This window comes from Pseudarthrobacter sp. MDT1-22 (assembly GCF_054511035.1).
In genome coordinates, this window is the sequence record NZ_JBTNDK010000001.1 from 1 (window position 1) to 14739 (window position 14739).

The following is a 14739-nucleotide window of genomic DNA, read 5'->3' on the forward strand; positions in this document are numbered from 1 at the left end:
GGCGTATCTCCGCCCAATCATCCAAATTGATCACCTTCCATAATGGTCGGTGGCCCTGTTTTCAAATGGCAGAAGTGGTCCTGTTTTCGGTTGGCGTTAACACACGGTTGCGGACAGATCCCAGTTCGCCGCACTGTAGCTGGCACCCGACGTGAAGTTGACCTTGGCGGACACGACATCGCCGTTTGGACTCAGCACTTTATCCCCCGCGAGGTACGCCGTGGTGGCCTTCCACTTGGGGACATAAGTGGCAGATAGTTCCCTTGCCTACGATGATGGCTATCTGGAGTGGTTGTAGTTACGGGAAATGCCTCGCAAACTCCTAGGTGCGTGGGTCAGTAATGGTTTGACGGTTCGGCAGGTTTGAGCCGTGATGGCCCGAGGTCGGTCTCCTTTTCCGGGAAGAGGCCGGCCTCTTGGCATTTTCGCGGAAGGAGGCGTGGCATGTCCCTGCGGTGTGGAGTTCGTGTGCTGAAGGCGCGTCGCGGGGCGCGTCGGAATTTTTCAAGTCGGTCGGTACCAGTGGGAGTTAGGCTGCTAGTTTTTCGGTGTTTTCCTTGGGTTGGTTGATCCATGCGGGCCCGGGCAGGGCCAGTATTTTGGGGTCGGTGGGTTTGGTGAAGCGGTTGGGATGTTTCGCCCGTGCCGCGGCGAGGGTTTCGGAGCGTTGCTTGGCGACGCCGGCGGCGAGCCTGTAGTGGACGTTGGCGGGCGTGTGGAAGCCGATCCCGGAGTGCTGATGATGATGGTTGTACCAGTCCACAAACTCACTGATGAAGGCCCTGGCATCGCCAAGGGAAGCGAAGCGTTCGGGAAACATGGGCCCGTATTTCATGGTCTTGAAGAGGCTTTCTGAGTACGGATTATCGTTGCTCACCCGGGGGCGGGAATGTGACCGGGTGACCTCCAAATCTGCCAGCAACGCGGCCACAGTCTTGGACGTCATCGACGTCCCCCGATCCGCGTGCACCACCTGCGGGATGCCGTGGATGCCGAAGATTTCCTTCATCATCTCCACCGCCAGAACCGCGGATTCGCTGGCGTGCACGTGCGCGCCGACAATGAAGCGGGAGTGGATGTCGACCATCATGTAGCAGTCGTAGTATTTGCCCCTCATGGGCCCGGCCAGCTTCGTAATGTCCTATGCCGATCTTGGGGCTATGCCGATGATGCTGGTAATGGTGCTGGTCAGCTGGGTTTTGTGGGGTTGAGATGTCGGCATAGTTGATCGGCGGTCATCCTTCAGACACGGAGTGTCTGGAGGTGAGGGCTGTGACGAAGAGATCGTTAACGGCTCGGCCGCATGTGGATCGGATTCCGCGGGTTCCGGTGGGGCCGTTGGCTCCATCGGTGTTGGTCGAGTGTTCATCATGGTTGGTTGGGCAGGGGTATTCGCCAGGTTCAGGGGCGGGCATCGTGAACTTGCTTGCACGTCTGAGCGTGTGGATGCAGGCGGAGGGCGCGGGCATCGACGAGATCGGTCAGGCGCTGCTTGACCGGTTCGTGGCTTCGGAGCGTTCGCGAGCGGCGGTGGCGGCCACGGTGACGACGTGCATGGGCGCGATGCGCAGGTTCTTGATGGCGGCGGGATACCTGGCCACGAACGATAACGAGGCGCGTGCGGTCACTGAAGCGCAGGCCGCGGTGACCGCGTGGCGCGCGTGGATGCGGGACGACCGCGGGTTGCTCGAGAAAACCATCGACGCCCGCTGCTACTACGGGGCCGGACTCGTGGACGTGGTAACGACGCCAGGCGGCACTGTCGAGTGGTTCCGTCTGGACGCGCCGGTCGTCAACGCTTACGTCACTGAGCGGGGCCGTCCCTACGGGGTCGTGACTCGTGCTCACATCGTCGATGCGGCTCGTTGCTTGCTGCGGTGGGCGTTGAGCACGGGGCGGATCGGCCGGGATCTGACAGCGGGGGTCTTGAAACCTCCGGGAACGAGGCGGGCCCTGCCTCGCGGGGTCGGCGCGGATCAGGTTGCTGCGCTGTTGAGCGTGTGCGACCCGGCCACCGCGATCGGTGCGCGCGACCGGGCAGTGGTCACGATCCTTGTGCGGCTCGGCCTGCGCGCCGGCGAAGCCGCCCGCCTCACCCTCGACGACATCGACTGGACTGCAGGACAGCTCAAGGTCAGCGGGAAGGGCCGCGAGCACACGCTGCCGATCCCGGTCGACGTTGGTGAAGCATTGGAAGCATGGCTGCGGGCGCGTCCCCCTGCACTCGATCGTGGGGTGTTCGTCCGTATGAAAGCACCACGCAGGATGATGACACCGTCGGGGGTCTCGGGAATCATCGCCCGGTTGTCGGACCTGGCGGGCATCGACCAGATCCACGCCCACCGGCTACGACACACCGCCGCGATGGACGTCCTGGCCGGCGGTGGCACCTTGACCGAGGCCAAGGAACTCTTGGGCCATGTCTACACGGCGACCACGATGGCCTACGCGAAGGTCGATCTTGTGTCCCTGCGTGCTCTGGCGGTCCCATTCGGGCAGGTGCCGCGATGACGACGCTGCGTGAACACCTGGAGGAATACCTGGCGTTGCGCCGCGCCCTGGGATTCCAGCTGAACGACATCGAGCGGCAGGTCGGGCTGTTCTGCACATGGCTCGAAGCACGAGGCCAGACAGCGACGTTCACCATCGACGACGCCGTCGCGTGGGCACGCCTCAACCCTGATGCGCACCCGTCGTGGTGGGCGACACGTCTGTCGCTGGTGCGCCGATTCGCCGCGCACCTGAGCGCGAACGGTGTCGACGTCCCCGTCATCCCCGGTGGCCTGCTGTCAGCGAAGAAGCCCCGGGCAGTGCCTTACATCTACAGCCAAGACGACGTCGATGCGCTGCTTGCCGCCTGCGCTGAGGCGTTCTCCAACGAGCGCGTCGCCGCGACAGTGCACACCGTCATCGGCCTGCTCACCGCAACGGGGCTACGAATCAGCGAGGCGTTGAACCTTCGAGTCGATGACATTGACCTGCGCAACGACGTGCTGGTGATCAGGGCGGCGAAGTCGGACGAGCGGCTCGTTCCCGTGCACGCCTCGACGACGGCAGCGCTCATACGATACATCGATCTCCCGGCAAGGACTGCCACCAGCCCTGACCCGCACGGCCCGGTTTTCGTGACCTCCAAGGGGACCGGGTACCACTACGTCTCCTTCTTTCCGCTGTTCAAACGGGTTCGGGAGCGAACCGGACTCACCCCGCGCGGCAGAGCGCGGCCCCGGCTCCACGACCTGCGGCACACCTTCGCTACCGCGCATATGACCGCGGCCTACGCCCACGGCGGCGACCCCGACAGGGTGCTGTCGTTGCTCGCCACCTGGCTCGGGCACTCCGACGCCGCACACACCTACTGGTATCTGACCGCGACCGGCGAGCTGATGGCGCTGGCCGCCGGCATGCTCGACCCCGCTCCCACCGAAGGAGAAACATCATGAACGCCCTGGCCACGAGCCTGCAAACCTACTTCACGACCTTCGCCCGCACCCAGCGGGATCTCTCCAGCAACACGATCGCCTCCTACCGCGACACCTGGCGGATGCTCCTCAAACACCTGACCTCCACGCTCGGTGTTCCCACACACAGGGTCGATTTCAATGCGCTCACCGTAACGAACGTCTCCGGATTCCTTGACCACCTCGAGCATGACCGCGGCAACAACGCCAAGACCCGCAACACCCGCCTGACCGCGATCCGCGCCGTGCTCGGGCGCGCACTTCCCAACCACCCCGAGCACGCCGCCACGATCACGCAGGTCCTCGCGATCCCTCCCAAGCGTGCCATCAGACCGGTCATCGAATTCCTCACCCACGGAGAAGTCGACGCGCTACTCGCAGCACCCGACCACCAGACCTGGACCGGGCGGCGCGACCACGCACTGCTGGCCATGGCAGTGCAGACCGGCCTTCGGATCAGCGCGATCTGCGCACTGACCCTCAACGACATCCACCTCGGCGCCGGACCATACGTGACCTGCACCGGTAAAGGCCGGCGCCAGCGCTCCACCCCACTGACCCGCACCACAGTGAACACCATGAAGCACTACCTCGCCGAACGGGCGACCCGGCCCGGAACTGCGATGTTCTGCGGCCCTCACGGACAAGCCCTCTCCCGCGACGCACTCGAGCACCGCCTCACCAAACACCTGGACACCACGAAAACCACACGCTCCAGCCTCGCAGGCAAGCACGTCACGATGCACACCCTGCGGCACACGACGGCAATGAATCTCCTGACCGCCGGGGTCGACGTCGCCGTCATCGCACTCTGGCTCGGTCACGCCGACACGCATAGCACCGACGCCTACCTCCACGCCGACATGGCAATCAAACAAGCTGCCATCGAACGGACCAGGCCGCCCGGCGTCACTCCCGGCAGCTACAACCCCGAACCGGACATCCTCGCCTGGCTCACAGCCCTATAACTATGCCGACATCTCAACCCCACAAAACCCAGCTGACCAGCACCATTACACCCATCATCGGCATAGCCCCAAGGTCGGCATAGGACATCTAATGCCGACGTCGGCATTAGATGTCCCACGTCAGGACATGGCCCGGGGCGGTGGCCACGAGCTCGGGAACGGCCCGGGGAGGGTGCTTGGCCAGGCGGCGGCGTTCCTTGACCTGCTTGTTCTCCTCCAACACCCGGTAAAACGTGGACAACGAGCCCAGATAGACGCCCGCGTCCAGGAGCTTCGCATAGACCTGCATCGGTGCCAGGTCGACGAACTCCGGGGCGTTCAACGCCGCCAACACCGCAGCCCGCTCGGCAGGGCTGAGCTTGTTCGGTGGCGTCACCGCCGCTGGCTCCCGGGGCGGGGCCGGCTTGCGGTACACCGTGGTGCGTGAGATCCCGGCCAGGGAGGCCGCCTGCCGGGTGGGGACCTGTTGTTGGCGCAGGCCGTGGTAGGAGGCCATCAGCTCTTCTTGGACTTCGGCTCGTCCGGTGATTCCTGAATGGCGTTCTCTAAGAACGCCGAGAGTTTTTCCATGATTCCCAGGGCTGCCTCGGATCTTTTCAACCGGCTCTCACTCACCTCCAGCTGGCGGCGCAAACGCGCGATCTCGGCCTGGTCCTGGGAGAGTTTCCCGATTGTTTCCCCGGGCTTCTTGCCCGCCAAAACGCCAGCGTCACGGAGCCGGCGCCATTCAGTCATCTGCGAGGAATACAGGCCCTCACGGCGCAGGAACGCGCCGCCTTCATTGGACTCGATGGCGGCCTCGTACGAGGCCAAAAATTCAAGCTTCTGCGCGGGGGTGAACGACCGACGAGCGCTCGGTCCACCGGCACGCGGTCCGGGACTGTTCATAGGACCATCTTTGCCTACGGCACTCAAAACTGGACTAGACATAATGATTAGATTCCTGGTTCTCGCCCCACGCGATCAAGCGGACTTGCTATGACCCAGTGGCACCGTTCCAGCCTGACGGCAATGATGATAATGGTCTTGAAGCGGTGTGACCCCCAGCCTGACTGACGCCCCGAGGGGCTGTCCTTTACGTGATCTGTCCACCGTTTCAAGACTGCAGGAAGTGCGCTGACCAGGCGGACATGACTTTATAGGAGCCTGAAGCTAACAGTCCCATTGCCGTCTTGTCTGCCCGCCTGGCCAACGTGCCCTCAATTACGCATGTGATGCAAAGGAAGGGCAGTTTCATCATGGCAAACGATCTGTTGAAAGTCATCGCCGGCGTCGATACCCACGCCGATACCCACCACGTCGCCATCATCACCGAGCACGGCAAGCACGTTGCCGACCAGGAATTCCTGGCCGTCGGATCCGGCTACCGGAAAATCTTTGCCTTCATCACCGAATTCGGTCCCGTCCTCGGCGTAGGAATCGAAGGAACCGGCAGCTACGGCGCAGAGCTGAGCAGGGTCCTGACCAAGGAAGGGCTGACGGTTCAGGAAATCAACCGACCCAACCGGCAGGCCCGCCGGCTACGCGGCAAATCAGATCCCCTCGACGCCTACCAAGCCGCGGAATCCGTTCTCGCCCAGCGCGGCACCTCCACCCCGAAAGCCAAGGACGGACCCGTCGAATGCCTCAGGGTCGTGCGCGCCGCCCGGATCTCGGCGATGAAGGCCCGCACCATTGCAGTCAACCAGATCAAAGGCATCCTGGTCTCCGCCGCGGAACCGTTACGCAGCAAATACCGCGGCATGAGCTCCGTGCAGCTCATCCCGGCCCTGGAACGCTCACGTCCGGCTGGCACCCTGACCGACCCTGAATATGCCACCGCCATGGTGTTGAAGAATCTGGCCACCCGCTACCGGAATCTGGACCGCGAAATCAGCCAGGCAGATGACCAGCTGGCCGAAATTCTGGCCGTGCACGCCCCGATGCTCTGCGACCTTCCCGGGGTCGGAACCGAGGTCGCCAGTCAGCTCCTGGTCACCGTGGGAGATAATCCGGAACGCATCGGCAACGAAGCCCAGTTCGCCGCCCTGACAGGCACCGCCCCCATCCCCGCCTCCTCGGGGAAGACCACCCGGCACAGGCTCAGCCACGGCGGCGACAGAGCCGCCAACGCAGCCATCCACCACGTGGTCGTTTCCCGCATGGCCACCGACCAGCGCACGAAAGACTATGTTGCCCGGCGAACCGAAGAAGGCAAGTCCAAGAAAGAGATCATGCGCTGCCTCAAACGCTACGTCTCCCGGGAAATTTACGGCCAGCTGACAAACCCCCAGCCCGCACCGGCTATCAGCGATTTGCGCCCAACGCGACAGCAGCTTGGACTCACCCTCCAAACCGCCGCCAGACACTTCGCAACCTGGCCGGGCACCCTTTCCCGCATCGAACGAGGACTCAGCCGCGATGACGCCCTCGCCCACGAATACAGGAGCTGGCTCGCCGAACAAAACCCGGCAAAAGATATGAGTTGACAACTATAGGAGCATCACGTAGGGCGTCCCGGCGGTGTTCAGGCGGTGGCGGTGCGGTAGCTGAAGAGTTTGAGCAGGTTGTGGCAGCCGGCCATCAACTTCCACTCCGCGGCAGCCTTCTCCAGCCCGCGCAACAGGACATGCTTGCCCTGCCGCGTTTTGATCTGTCCGAAGACCGGTTCCACGATGGCTTTGCGCCGGGCGTAGACCGCTTTGCCCTTCTTCGTTTTCAGTTTCCGGGCCATCCGCTCGGCCAGGGTCGCATCCGCCGGGATCCTTCCCCGTGGCGATTCCGGGACCGGTTGGTTGTGTTTCATCCGCCGTGTGGAGATGAAGAATTCGGTGCCGCCACCGGCTTCAAGGTCCCTGACGTGTTCCAGGTTCGCCGCCGAGCAGTACCCGGCGTCGGCGCTCCATTTCCGGGGCATGGCTTCCAGGGTGTCCTGCACGTTCTGAACCATCGGGACCAGTTGCTGCACGTCCACCGCGGTGTTGTTCAGTTCAGTGGCAACGATGACCTGGTGGCCGGAGTCAACGACGCCCTGGCCGTTGTAGCAGTAGTGGTATGAACCGTCCGCGGTCTTCATGATCCTCGCGTCCGGGTCGGTGAAGTTCCGCTGGGCGGTGGGCTTGGGGACCGCCGCGGCAGCGGCGGCATCGCCCCTGCCGGAGACATCCTCGTCGTCGTCCCCGCGGGCCCGGGCCTTCTCTTCGGCCTCACGGCGTGCCTTGTCCGCGGCCTCGGCCTCGATGGACGCCCGGGCAGTCTTCATCGCCTCGGCGCGCCGGGCCCGGTTAGCCAACTCGGCCGGCAATTCATCGCCGCGTTTGCCCGGCCCGTAGCGGGCGTCCTCGGCCGCGTCCACACTCTTGGCCTCCGCCATCAGGTCGCTGATCTCATCGGCCAGGACTTTCTGCTTCTCCGTCAACCGGGCATAGCTCATGGCCTTATGCCGCGAGGCGTTGGCCCGGACCTTCGTCCCGTCCAGTGCCACATGGCCCAACGAGACCATGCCCGCGGCCCGGCAGAGCTCCAACGCCTGCAGGAACACGTTGGCCAGGGCCGCGAGGTGGCGTTCGCGGAACCGCCCGATCGACCGGAAGTCTGGGGCCTGCTGGGCACACAACCAACGGAACGCGACCACATCCGTGCACGCCCGCTCCAGTTCCCGCGAAGACCGCACCCCCACGCAATACCCGTAAAGCAGGATCCGCAGCATCAGCCGCGGATCATACGGCGGCTGGCCCTTGGCCTTGGCGTAGGAGGCATAGAACCGGGCCAGGTCCAGCTCCCCGTCGACGAGTTCGCCGATGAACCGGGCCAGATGACCCTGCGGCAACCATTCCTCCAGCGACGGCGGGACCAGCATCACCGCATCGGGCTCGAACGCCTTGAAGCGCTTGTTGATCCCGCCATTGGCATCCATCGGCACATCGGTGGGCTGCTCGACCCGCTCCACGAGCGACTCGTCGAACAAACCATCCTGCGCGGAAGAACCGGTATCCATGCCCCCGATTCTTCCAGCCACCAGAGCCAGGACCTGGCTAATCCGCCGGCGTTTTAAAAACCGGGCACCTCACTACTGACCCACGCACCTAGATGAGCTTCCCATTGCTCGGGAACTCGCGCTCGCCCCTTCAGCGGTTGGAACGGCGATGTACGTCACGGATCAGGTTGCCTGGCCGTCCGCCATCATATTGGGGGCGCCCAGAAGAGAACTGACATGCACGTCGTGCCCGCGTGTATCATCCTGGGCACCTCCGCGGCGTATGGCAGCCCCGTTGCCTCGGTGACGGCAGCGCGTCCGTGTCGGCGCGTCAGAACTGTTGGCCTCACCGTTGGCCAGGACGCCCACAGCGCCCGTCCCGCCGAGATGCATCGTCATCACCCCGGGGCCTAAATTTCAGTCAGATCCGGACGCGAAAGGGCTTGGGCAATTCCTGGCCGGTATGATCTGCCGGGTGACGAGAAAGGGTGGGCGACTTAACGTGACCAAGCAGGAATGGATCAAGTACGGTGCACTCTTTCTGCTGGCCGTGGTTGCCTTCGGGGTAGCGGGAATCGCCCTGATGAATCCGCGCGGCCCAAGCGAAGCCGTAAGCCCTCTGGCGGCAAGCTCGCCGGTGGCCACGCCTACTGCCACGCTAACCCCGGCACCCACCGCCACGGCAACGGACCACCAGCTGAAAATTCAGCTTCCCGCCGAGCCCGTCCTCCTGATTCTTGGCGATTCGTACACTTTCGGTGACGGCGCGGATCGGCCAGATCAGGGGTGGGCGTACCTTGTTGCCGGCTCGCTCGGATACCCCACCAAAATCGACGGTGAGGGCGGAACCGGCTTCGCGTGGGGCGGTGGTCCGCAGGACAACCAGGCCCGTGAGTACGAAGTCCGGCTGCGGGAAATCGCTGCGGACCCGCGTTTCGTCCCCAACGTCCTCATACTGCAAGGGGGCCAGAACGACGCCCTGATCACCCGCACTGATGAAATTCAAACCGCCACGGCGCAAACAATCGAGGCGGCCCGCAAGCTGTGGCCCGGCGTCCAGGTAATAGTTCTTGGGCCCTCGGCCCCCCAGCCGTTCGCAGAGAAACTGCAAGGTGCGAACAAGGCCGTCCGCGCCGGGGCCGCAGCCGCTGGTGCTCCGTTCATCGACGCCTACGTGGCCGGCTGGTTCACGGCTGCCAACAGCCCGGGATTCGACTTCGACGGTGCGCACCCGAACACCGCCGGCCACGCGCATCTTGCTAAGAAGTTCCTGGAGTCCTGGAGCACGCTGATCCAATGAGCTAGTGTGCGGCAGCTGGGTGCGGCTCATGCTCCGGGGCCGAGGCAAGGTTCATCCAGCGGCCACTCAGCGGGGTTACAGAAACGTTATATATGCTGGTTTAGTGAAATTTTGGTCAAGTAGTGGAATCCAGACGACGACGGAGGGCCCGTTGACGCCCGAAACCGGGCTCATTTCCGGGCGGAAACACGCTCTGGATGGCCTGCGCACCGTCGCGGTAGCCGGCGTCTTCCTCTTTCATACGGTGACGGAGCTCGTCCCCGGCGGATCCATGGGCGTGGACGTGTTCTTCACGCTTAGCGGCTTTGTGATCACACTGTTGATCCTGAAGGAGTACCGGGCCACGGGCCGGCTGCGCCTGGGGGTTTTCTACGTCAAACGGCTCGCCCGGCTCTGGCCGGCACTGCTGGCGGTCTGCGCCGTGGTGGTTCTCGGTGGACTGATCTTCCCAGCCTCTGGGTGGGGCGGCCAGGGCGCCAACGCCATCCCGGCCTCGGCCTACGTGATGAACCTGACCAACTACGGCGTTTTCGGTTCCTCCACCGGCGGCAACGCGCTGAGCCCCACGTGGACGCTAGCTGTCGAGGAGCAGTTCTACCTGGTCTGGCCGGTGCTCCTCCTGCTCATGCTGCGGTTTTGGAAGGTACGCACCGTTGCCTGGATCACCGCCGTCCTGGCGGCCGGTTTCCTGGTTGAACGGTTCCTCCTGGTCTCCGGCGGGGCATCGCTGGCCCGGCTCTACAACGGACCGGACACCAGGGCCGACCAGCTGCTGCTTGGCTGCACCATGGCACTGGTGTTTGCGTCGGTCAGACCAGGCTCCAGAGTCCATGCCTCCCTGCAGGCGGGTGCGCGCTGGGGCGGTCCCGCTGCAGGGCTCGCTCTGGTGGTTGCCGTGTTCACGTTCAAAGAACCGGATAAGCCCGGTCCCTGGTTTGATGTCTTCTGGACCGCCGGTCCCACCGCCTTGGCGCTCCTGGCCGGGCTGGTGATCGGATCGCTCGTGCTCCGGCCCGCTGGCCTGGGCTCAAGGGTCCTGAGCCACCCCTGGCTGGCAAACCCCGGCCGCGACTTGTCCTACGCCGCCTACCTCTGGCACATGCCCGTCTTTCTCCTGCTGATTCCCCTGGTCCCCTCGCCCTGGTTGCGCGTGCCGCTGGCGGCGGCCCTGACCGTGGTGATGGCCTACCTGTCATTCCGCTTTGTGGAGCGGCCCATCCGGCGCTGGGCCTCCGGAAAGCTGGATCCCGCCGTCGTCCGTCCCGCCCCGGAGCCCGCCCGGGAGTCTGCCCGCGAGCTGGAGACGGCCGGACAGGCTTAGGCGCTCCGGCGAGGTTGTCGTGGGTGCGGACGTTGAGCAGAGGTGTGGCTCGGTCCGGGTGATGTGTCCGGCCGTGGTGCCCCTATGCTGACCACCGCCAAATCCTGGGGCTTCGTCACGCTGAAGTTCCTCGTACCGGCTACCGAATGAAGGGCACCTGCACTCTAGGCGCCTGCCATCGCTGACTTTTCTCCTTCTTCCTGGTCCCGCCGACGACGCCGCGCCGTACTAAGGCCAGCGGCGGATTTGGAAAGAAATAACATACACGGACATGGAAGAGATCGAGCTTAAGTTCCTGCTCGAACCAACCATTATTTGCGTAGGTAGGGTGTCGCTAAGAATAGTGACTTGGACTTGATCTCCAGAGTTCTTTGCGGCCACTTACGAAGTCTTCCATTTAACTCAGTCGCGGCGCATCATGTGTGGATGACACCTAAACCTGGAGAGACACGTGAGGTCGGCGGAGTGACCGAGAAATGGAATGGGAGCCGATGGGTTCCGGTAAAGATATCGACGCCTAATGGACCTTTCCAGCATGGGCCGAAGGGCGTCCAGAACATTCAGCCCGTTGACGTGGACCCGGAATAGCCATGACCAGCACGGAACCGGTCAAAGCCGGAGAGTCGGAAGAAACCCCGAATAAACCAGCCGGACAAGATGATGAATTTCAGCGAGGCGCTAAGCTGACTCGCGCCGCCGGGCTTTGGATGTTGGGTGCGCTCAGTGCCACGGGCATTGGGCTGTTCGGCGCTCAACCAGCCGTCCGAGGGCAAGCATTTTCGTGGAGCAACGAAACCGACCGCATACAGCTAACAGTGGCCGCCCTCTTAGGTTTCATTGGAATTGTGGCCATTGCGAATCTCATATATAGGATCGCCCGATTACAGGCCGCCGTCAGGTACACGCTATCAACATTGCCGCCTAAGAGGCAGGCCTGGATAAATCAAAATCGCCAAACCGAGCTGCCAGATGATGCCCCAGATCTGACCGCGTTTCAGACAAACTTGAATACTACTCGAAGAAAGATTCCTGAGTACGCGCGCGAAGTCCAAGTACTGAAGAATGAAATCAAGGCGGAAGCTAACCGCGACGCTAGAGAGAGCCTACGCTTAGACTTAGCGAAATTCGAAGCCGCGATAGAGCAGCTGAACGAACGGCTAGCGATTTACCTGATCTGGAAGTCAAAAATCATAAATGAGGCCCAGGAAAACACGCTCAACGAACAACTTCTTGGCCCTAGGGGAGAACCTGGCTAGTACCCAGCTTGATCGCAACGGTTGGCGTAGCAGGCCTGTTGTTCACTCTCGCACTTGCAAAGCCACCCACGGGAGACTCTCCGGCCGCATCCCCGGAGCTAGGCACGTTGCGGCCGGGGCTTGACTCTGGGGCAGCTGAGAATCTTTGGACTGCCCTCGGCCTCGCGGCCTGTCAGGTGGGCGACGGAGTGCCAGTCCTCGTGTTGGGGGAAACTGATGGTGTCACGTCCGTCCGAACTCTCTCTGTGAACCCGAGCTGTCGTGAGGCTTCGTTCAACGTCATCGCGGAGTCCGGAACCGTATCCAAAACAGTGGTGCCCAAAATCCCCATTGAGTACAAGCCCACGAAACCCTCGCCGTCCAGCACCCCCGGTAGCCCGTAGTTGCGGCGTTCTTGTCCTGCACTAAAAGTTCGGTAGTGCTAGCCGTTCCGCTCCGGCTTGTAAGAGCCCGCCGGACCCAAGCCGTAGCCCGCGACGGAGTTCCCGACTCAGCGCGTATCAACATCCTCGAACACCAGAAAAGTCTGTGTGTCCTGGACGCCCGGCATGGCCTGCAGCTGATCGAAAATCACGCGCCGCAGGTCGGTGTTGTCGATGGCGCGCACCAGCAGGATCACATCAAAATCGCCTCCCACGAGGGCGATGTGGTGGACCTCCGGGATCGCGCGCAGCTGCTCGCGCAGCTCACGCCACGAATGCTGGCTCACCTTGAGCGTCACGTAGGCGGAGGACTTCAGCCCGGCCTTGATGGGGTCCACCAGAGCCGTGAATTTGGTCAGGACGCCTTCGCCGGTCAGCCTGGCAATGCGGGTGTACGCGTGGGCGCGGGAAATGTGGACGTTCTCGGCCACCTGCGTCACGGACATCCTCCCGTCCCGGGTGAGTTCGGCGATGATCCGGCGGTCGACGTCGTCCAGCGGCACCTCCCCGGAATCTCCTTCAAGTCGTGCCAATTCGTCCACCGCTCCCGCCCGTTACCCAGATCACATTTCAATTCGTCTTCCAGAGTAGGTCCATCCGGCGGAACCTTCCACGATTTGGCGAACTACTGGATACGAAACTTCCCTCAGGGACGGTTAGCGGTGGTGGGGCGTGTTCAGAGGATGATGTTGCTGGTGTAACGGATCTTCGCAGCAGCTGCCATCACATCGGAGACGATGCCCGGCGCGTTCAGGGGTGAGGAGAACTCTGGGGCGGCCGGTATGGCGTCCTCGGTCCACAGTGTCACCACCTTGCGACTCAGGGCGATGGCCGAGAGGGAGTACACGCCATCAAGGTCCGGCCACGTCTCATGGATGGCACGGGCCCAGGCTCGGGTTCGCTCCTTCTCGCCGAAAGCGATCTGCGCAGAACCGCCGGCCGGCAGCAGCCAGTCTCCCGTGAGGTCGGCCAGTACGAGGTCACGCGTGGTACTAAACGCCGTGACGTAAGGGTCGTCGCGGTCGACGTCAACGAAACGGGTCAGCTGGAATACCTCCGCCAAGCACGTCAGCACATCCTCACCGAGGTAGGCGGCACCCAGCGGCGCGGCATCACCTGGCGGCAGCGGGTGAGGTTCCCAGCGTGAGCCCGGCACGGGCCCCCAGGTGCGCAGTCGGTTCCACGGCACCACATGCCCCGAGGCGGTGAAGTGGATCCGCCACAGCACGGTGCCAGCCGGTATCGTCTTTGCTTCGTACCCCAGAGCCCGCAGGGTAGCCGCGTTCGGCGGGTACTGGTCCGGCATCAGTAGCCGGCCGCCAGTCCTTCGGCAAGGTCGACGACGACCTTCTTGCTGCCGCCGGCCTCCAGCCATGACTTGGCCGAGACATGCATTCCGTTCAGGACAAGGTCGGGTTGGGGCGTCAGGAAGAACCCGGCCACCGCCTGCGGGTGCAGGTCGTCGGGCAACGCACCCAGAACGTCCTCCAAGGAGGGGATCGACTTGTCACCCGTATCGGTAAACTGCCATTGCGGGAAGGCTAGCTTGCCGTTGACCAGGTACGAGTAGAGCTTCCGTGCCGACTTGTAGTGCCGGATGGTGGACGCGGACATGTGCATACGCTCGGCGACCTCGGCGGCCGTGAGGGCAGAAGCGTCAAAAACGAGCCGGGCGGCGGCGTTCGCCGCGGAGGCGATAGCGACGGCGGCATGGTCGGCTGCGATTCCCGAGTTCTTGTCCCAGAAGTCCCGGTCGCGTGCAGACAGGTCGGCTGCCGTCGTGCTGCGGGTCATGTCTTCCAGGGCTGAGACCAGGTCCTGTTCAGAAAACGAGGGACGGGCAGAGTTGATCCATGCATTGAGGGTGCCGGCCCCGTGGTCGGGCTTCATTCCGGTGCGGCGGTCCTTGACAGCGATGACGTCTCCTAACGACCTCCACAGTCTATGCCATTGCTAATGATTGTGGGAAAGGAAGTTCTAGCCGCTTCCGACGAATGAAATCGTCTCCCCTGACCAATACGGTCGGGGGCGTGCCAATTCGTCCACCGCTCCCGTC

Annotated in this window: 11 protein-coding genes and 2 pseudogenes; 7 read left to right on the plus strand and 6 right to left on the minus strand. The window is 63.3% G+C overall.

The window, feature by feature from the left end:
• Window positions 1–529 precede the first annotated feature (529 nt).
• A pseudogene (locus ACX80M_RS00005) lies at window positions 530–1141 on the minus strand (transposase); the annotation flags it as partial.
• 275 nt (window positions 1142–1416) lie between these two features.
• Between ACX80M_RS00005 and ACX80M_RS00010 the strand changes: the two are divergent.
• The 3 genes from ACX80M_RS00010 to ACX80M_RS00020 are packed head-to-tail and all read left to right on the plus strand — an operon-like array spanning window position 1417 to window position 4429.
• Window positions 1417–2511 carry a tyrosine-type recombinase/integrase gene (locus ACX80M_RS00010; RefSeq protein WP_459308164.1) on the plus strand — a complete coding sequence of 365 codons (1095 nt, stop codon included), beginning with the start codon at window positions 1417–1419 and terminating at the stop codon, window positions 2509–2511.
• Window positions 2508–3443: a tyrosine-type recombinase/integrase gene (locus ACX80M_RS00015; RefSeq protein WP_459308166.1), complete on the plus strand. Its 936-nt coding sequence runs from the start codon at window positions 2508–2510 to the stop codon at window positions 3441–3443. Before ACX80M_RS00010 ends, ACX80M_RS00015 begins: the two co-directional genes overlap by 4 nt.
• Entirely contained in the window at window positions 3440–4429 is a 990-nt protein-coding gene (locus ACX80M_RS00020; protein ID WP_459308168.1) for a tyrosine-type recombinase/integrase, read from the plus strand. The genes ACX80M_RS00015 and ACX80M_RS00020 overlap by 4 nt, the downstream gene beginning before the upstream one ends.
• 109 nt (window positions 4430–4538) lie before the next feature.
• Here the strand turns inward: ACX80M_RS00020 and ACX80M_RS00025 are convergent.
• Window positions 4539–5317, minus strand: a pseudogene (locus tag ACX80M_RS00025) (transposase); the annotation flags it as partial.
• 350 nt (window positions 5318–5667) lie between these two features.
• Between ACX80M_RS00025 and ACX80M_RS00030 the strand changes: the two are divergent.
• Window positions 5668–6897 (plus strand): IS110 family RNA-guided transposase, encoded by a 1230-nt coding sequence (locus ACX80M_RS00030; protein ID WP_252599038.1) that lies wholly within the window; start codon window positions 5668–5670, stop codon window positions 6895–6897.
• A gap of 38 nt (window positions 6898–6935) precedes the next feature.
• Here the strand turns inward: ACX80M_RS00030 and ACX80M_RS00035 are convergent, their stop codons facing one another.
• Window positions 6936–8306: an IS1182 family transposase gene (locus tag ACX80M_RS00035; RefSeq protein WP_459308529.1), complete on the minus strand. Its 1371-nt coding sequence runs from the start codon at window positions 8304–8306 to the stop codon at window positions 6936–6938.
• 580 nt (window positions 8307–8886) lie between these two features.
• Here ACX80M_RS00035 and ACX80M_RS00040 point away from each other — a divergent pair.
• The 3 genes from ACX80M_RS00040 to ACX80M_RS00050 all read left to right on the plus strand — a co-directional run bounded on the left by ACX80M_RS00040 (window position 8887) and on the right by ACX80M_RS00050 (window position 12261).
• On the plus strand, window positions 8887–9684 hold the full coding sequence (locus ACX80M_RS00040) for an SGNH/GDSL hydrolase family protein (protein WP_459308171.1): 798 nt from the start codon (window positions 8887–8889) through the stop codon (window positions 9682–9684).
• 151 nt (window positions 9685–9835) lie between these two features.
• Window positions 9836–11005 carry an acyltransferase family protein gene (locus ACX80M_RS00045; RefSeq protein WP_459308173.1) on the plus strand — a complete coding sequence of 390 codons (1170 nt, stop codon included), beginning with the start codon at window positions 9836–9838 and terminating at the stop codon, window positions 11003–11005.
• A 590-nt stretch (window positions 11006–11595) separates the two neighbouring features.
• Complete coding sequence (locus ACX80M_RS00050; protein ID WP_459308175.1) at window positions 11596–12261, plus strand: hypothetical protein; 666 nt, start codon at window positions 11596–11598, stop codon at window positions 12259–12261.
• 490 nt (window positions 12262–12751) lie between these two features.
• On the opposite strand, the gene ACX80M_RS00055 is transcribed toward ACX80M_RS00050, so the two are convergent.
• From ACX80M_RS00055 to ACX80M_RS00065, 3 genes are all read right to left on the minus strand, one after another.
• Window positions 12752–13216: an Lrp/AsnC family transcriptional regulator gene (locus ACX80M_RS00055; RefSeq protein WP_056345240.1), complete on the minus strand. Its 465-nt coding sequence runs from the start codon at window positions 13214–13216 to the stop codon at window positions 12752–12754.
• Between the two features lie 143 nt (window positions 13217–13359).
• Window positions 13360–13989, minus strand: coding sequence for an RES family NAD+ phosphorylase (locus ACX80M_RS00060; protein WP_459308178.1), 630 nt, complete (start codon window positions 13987–13989; stop codon window positions 13360–13362).
• Complete coding sequence (locus tag ACX80M_RS00065; protein ID WP_459308180.1) at window positions 13989–14573, minus strand: helix-turn-helix domain-containing protein; 585 nt, start codon at window positions 14571–14573, stop codon at window positions 13989–13991. The genes ACX80M_RS00060 and ACX80M_RS00065 overlap by 1 nt, the downstream gene beginning before the upstream one ends.
• Window positions 14574–14739 lie beyond the last annotated feature (166 nt).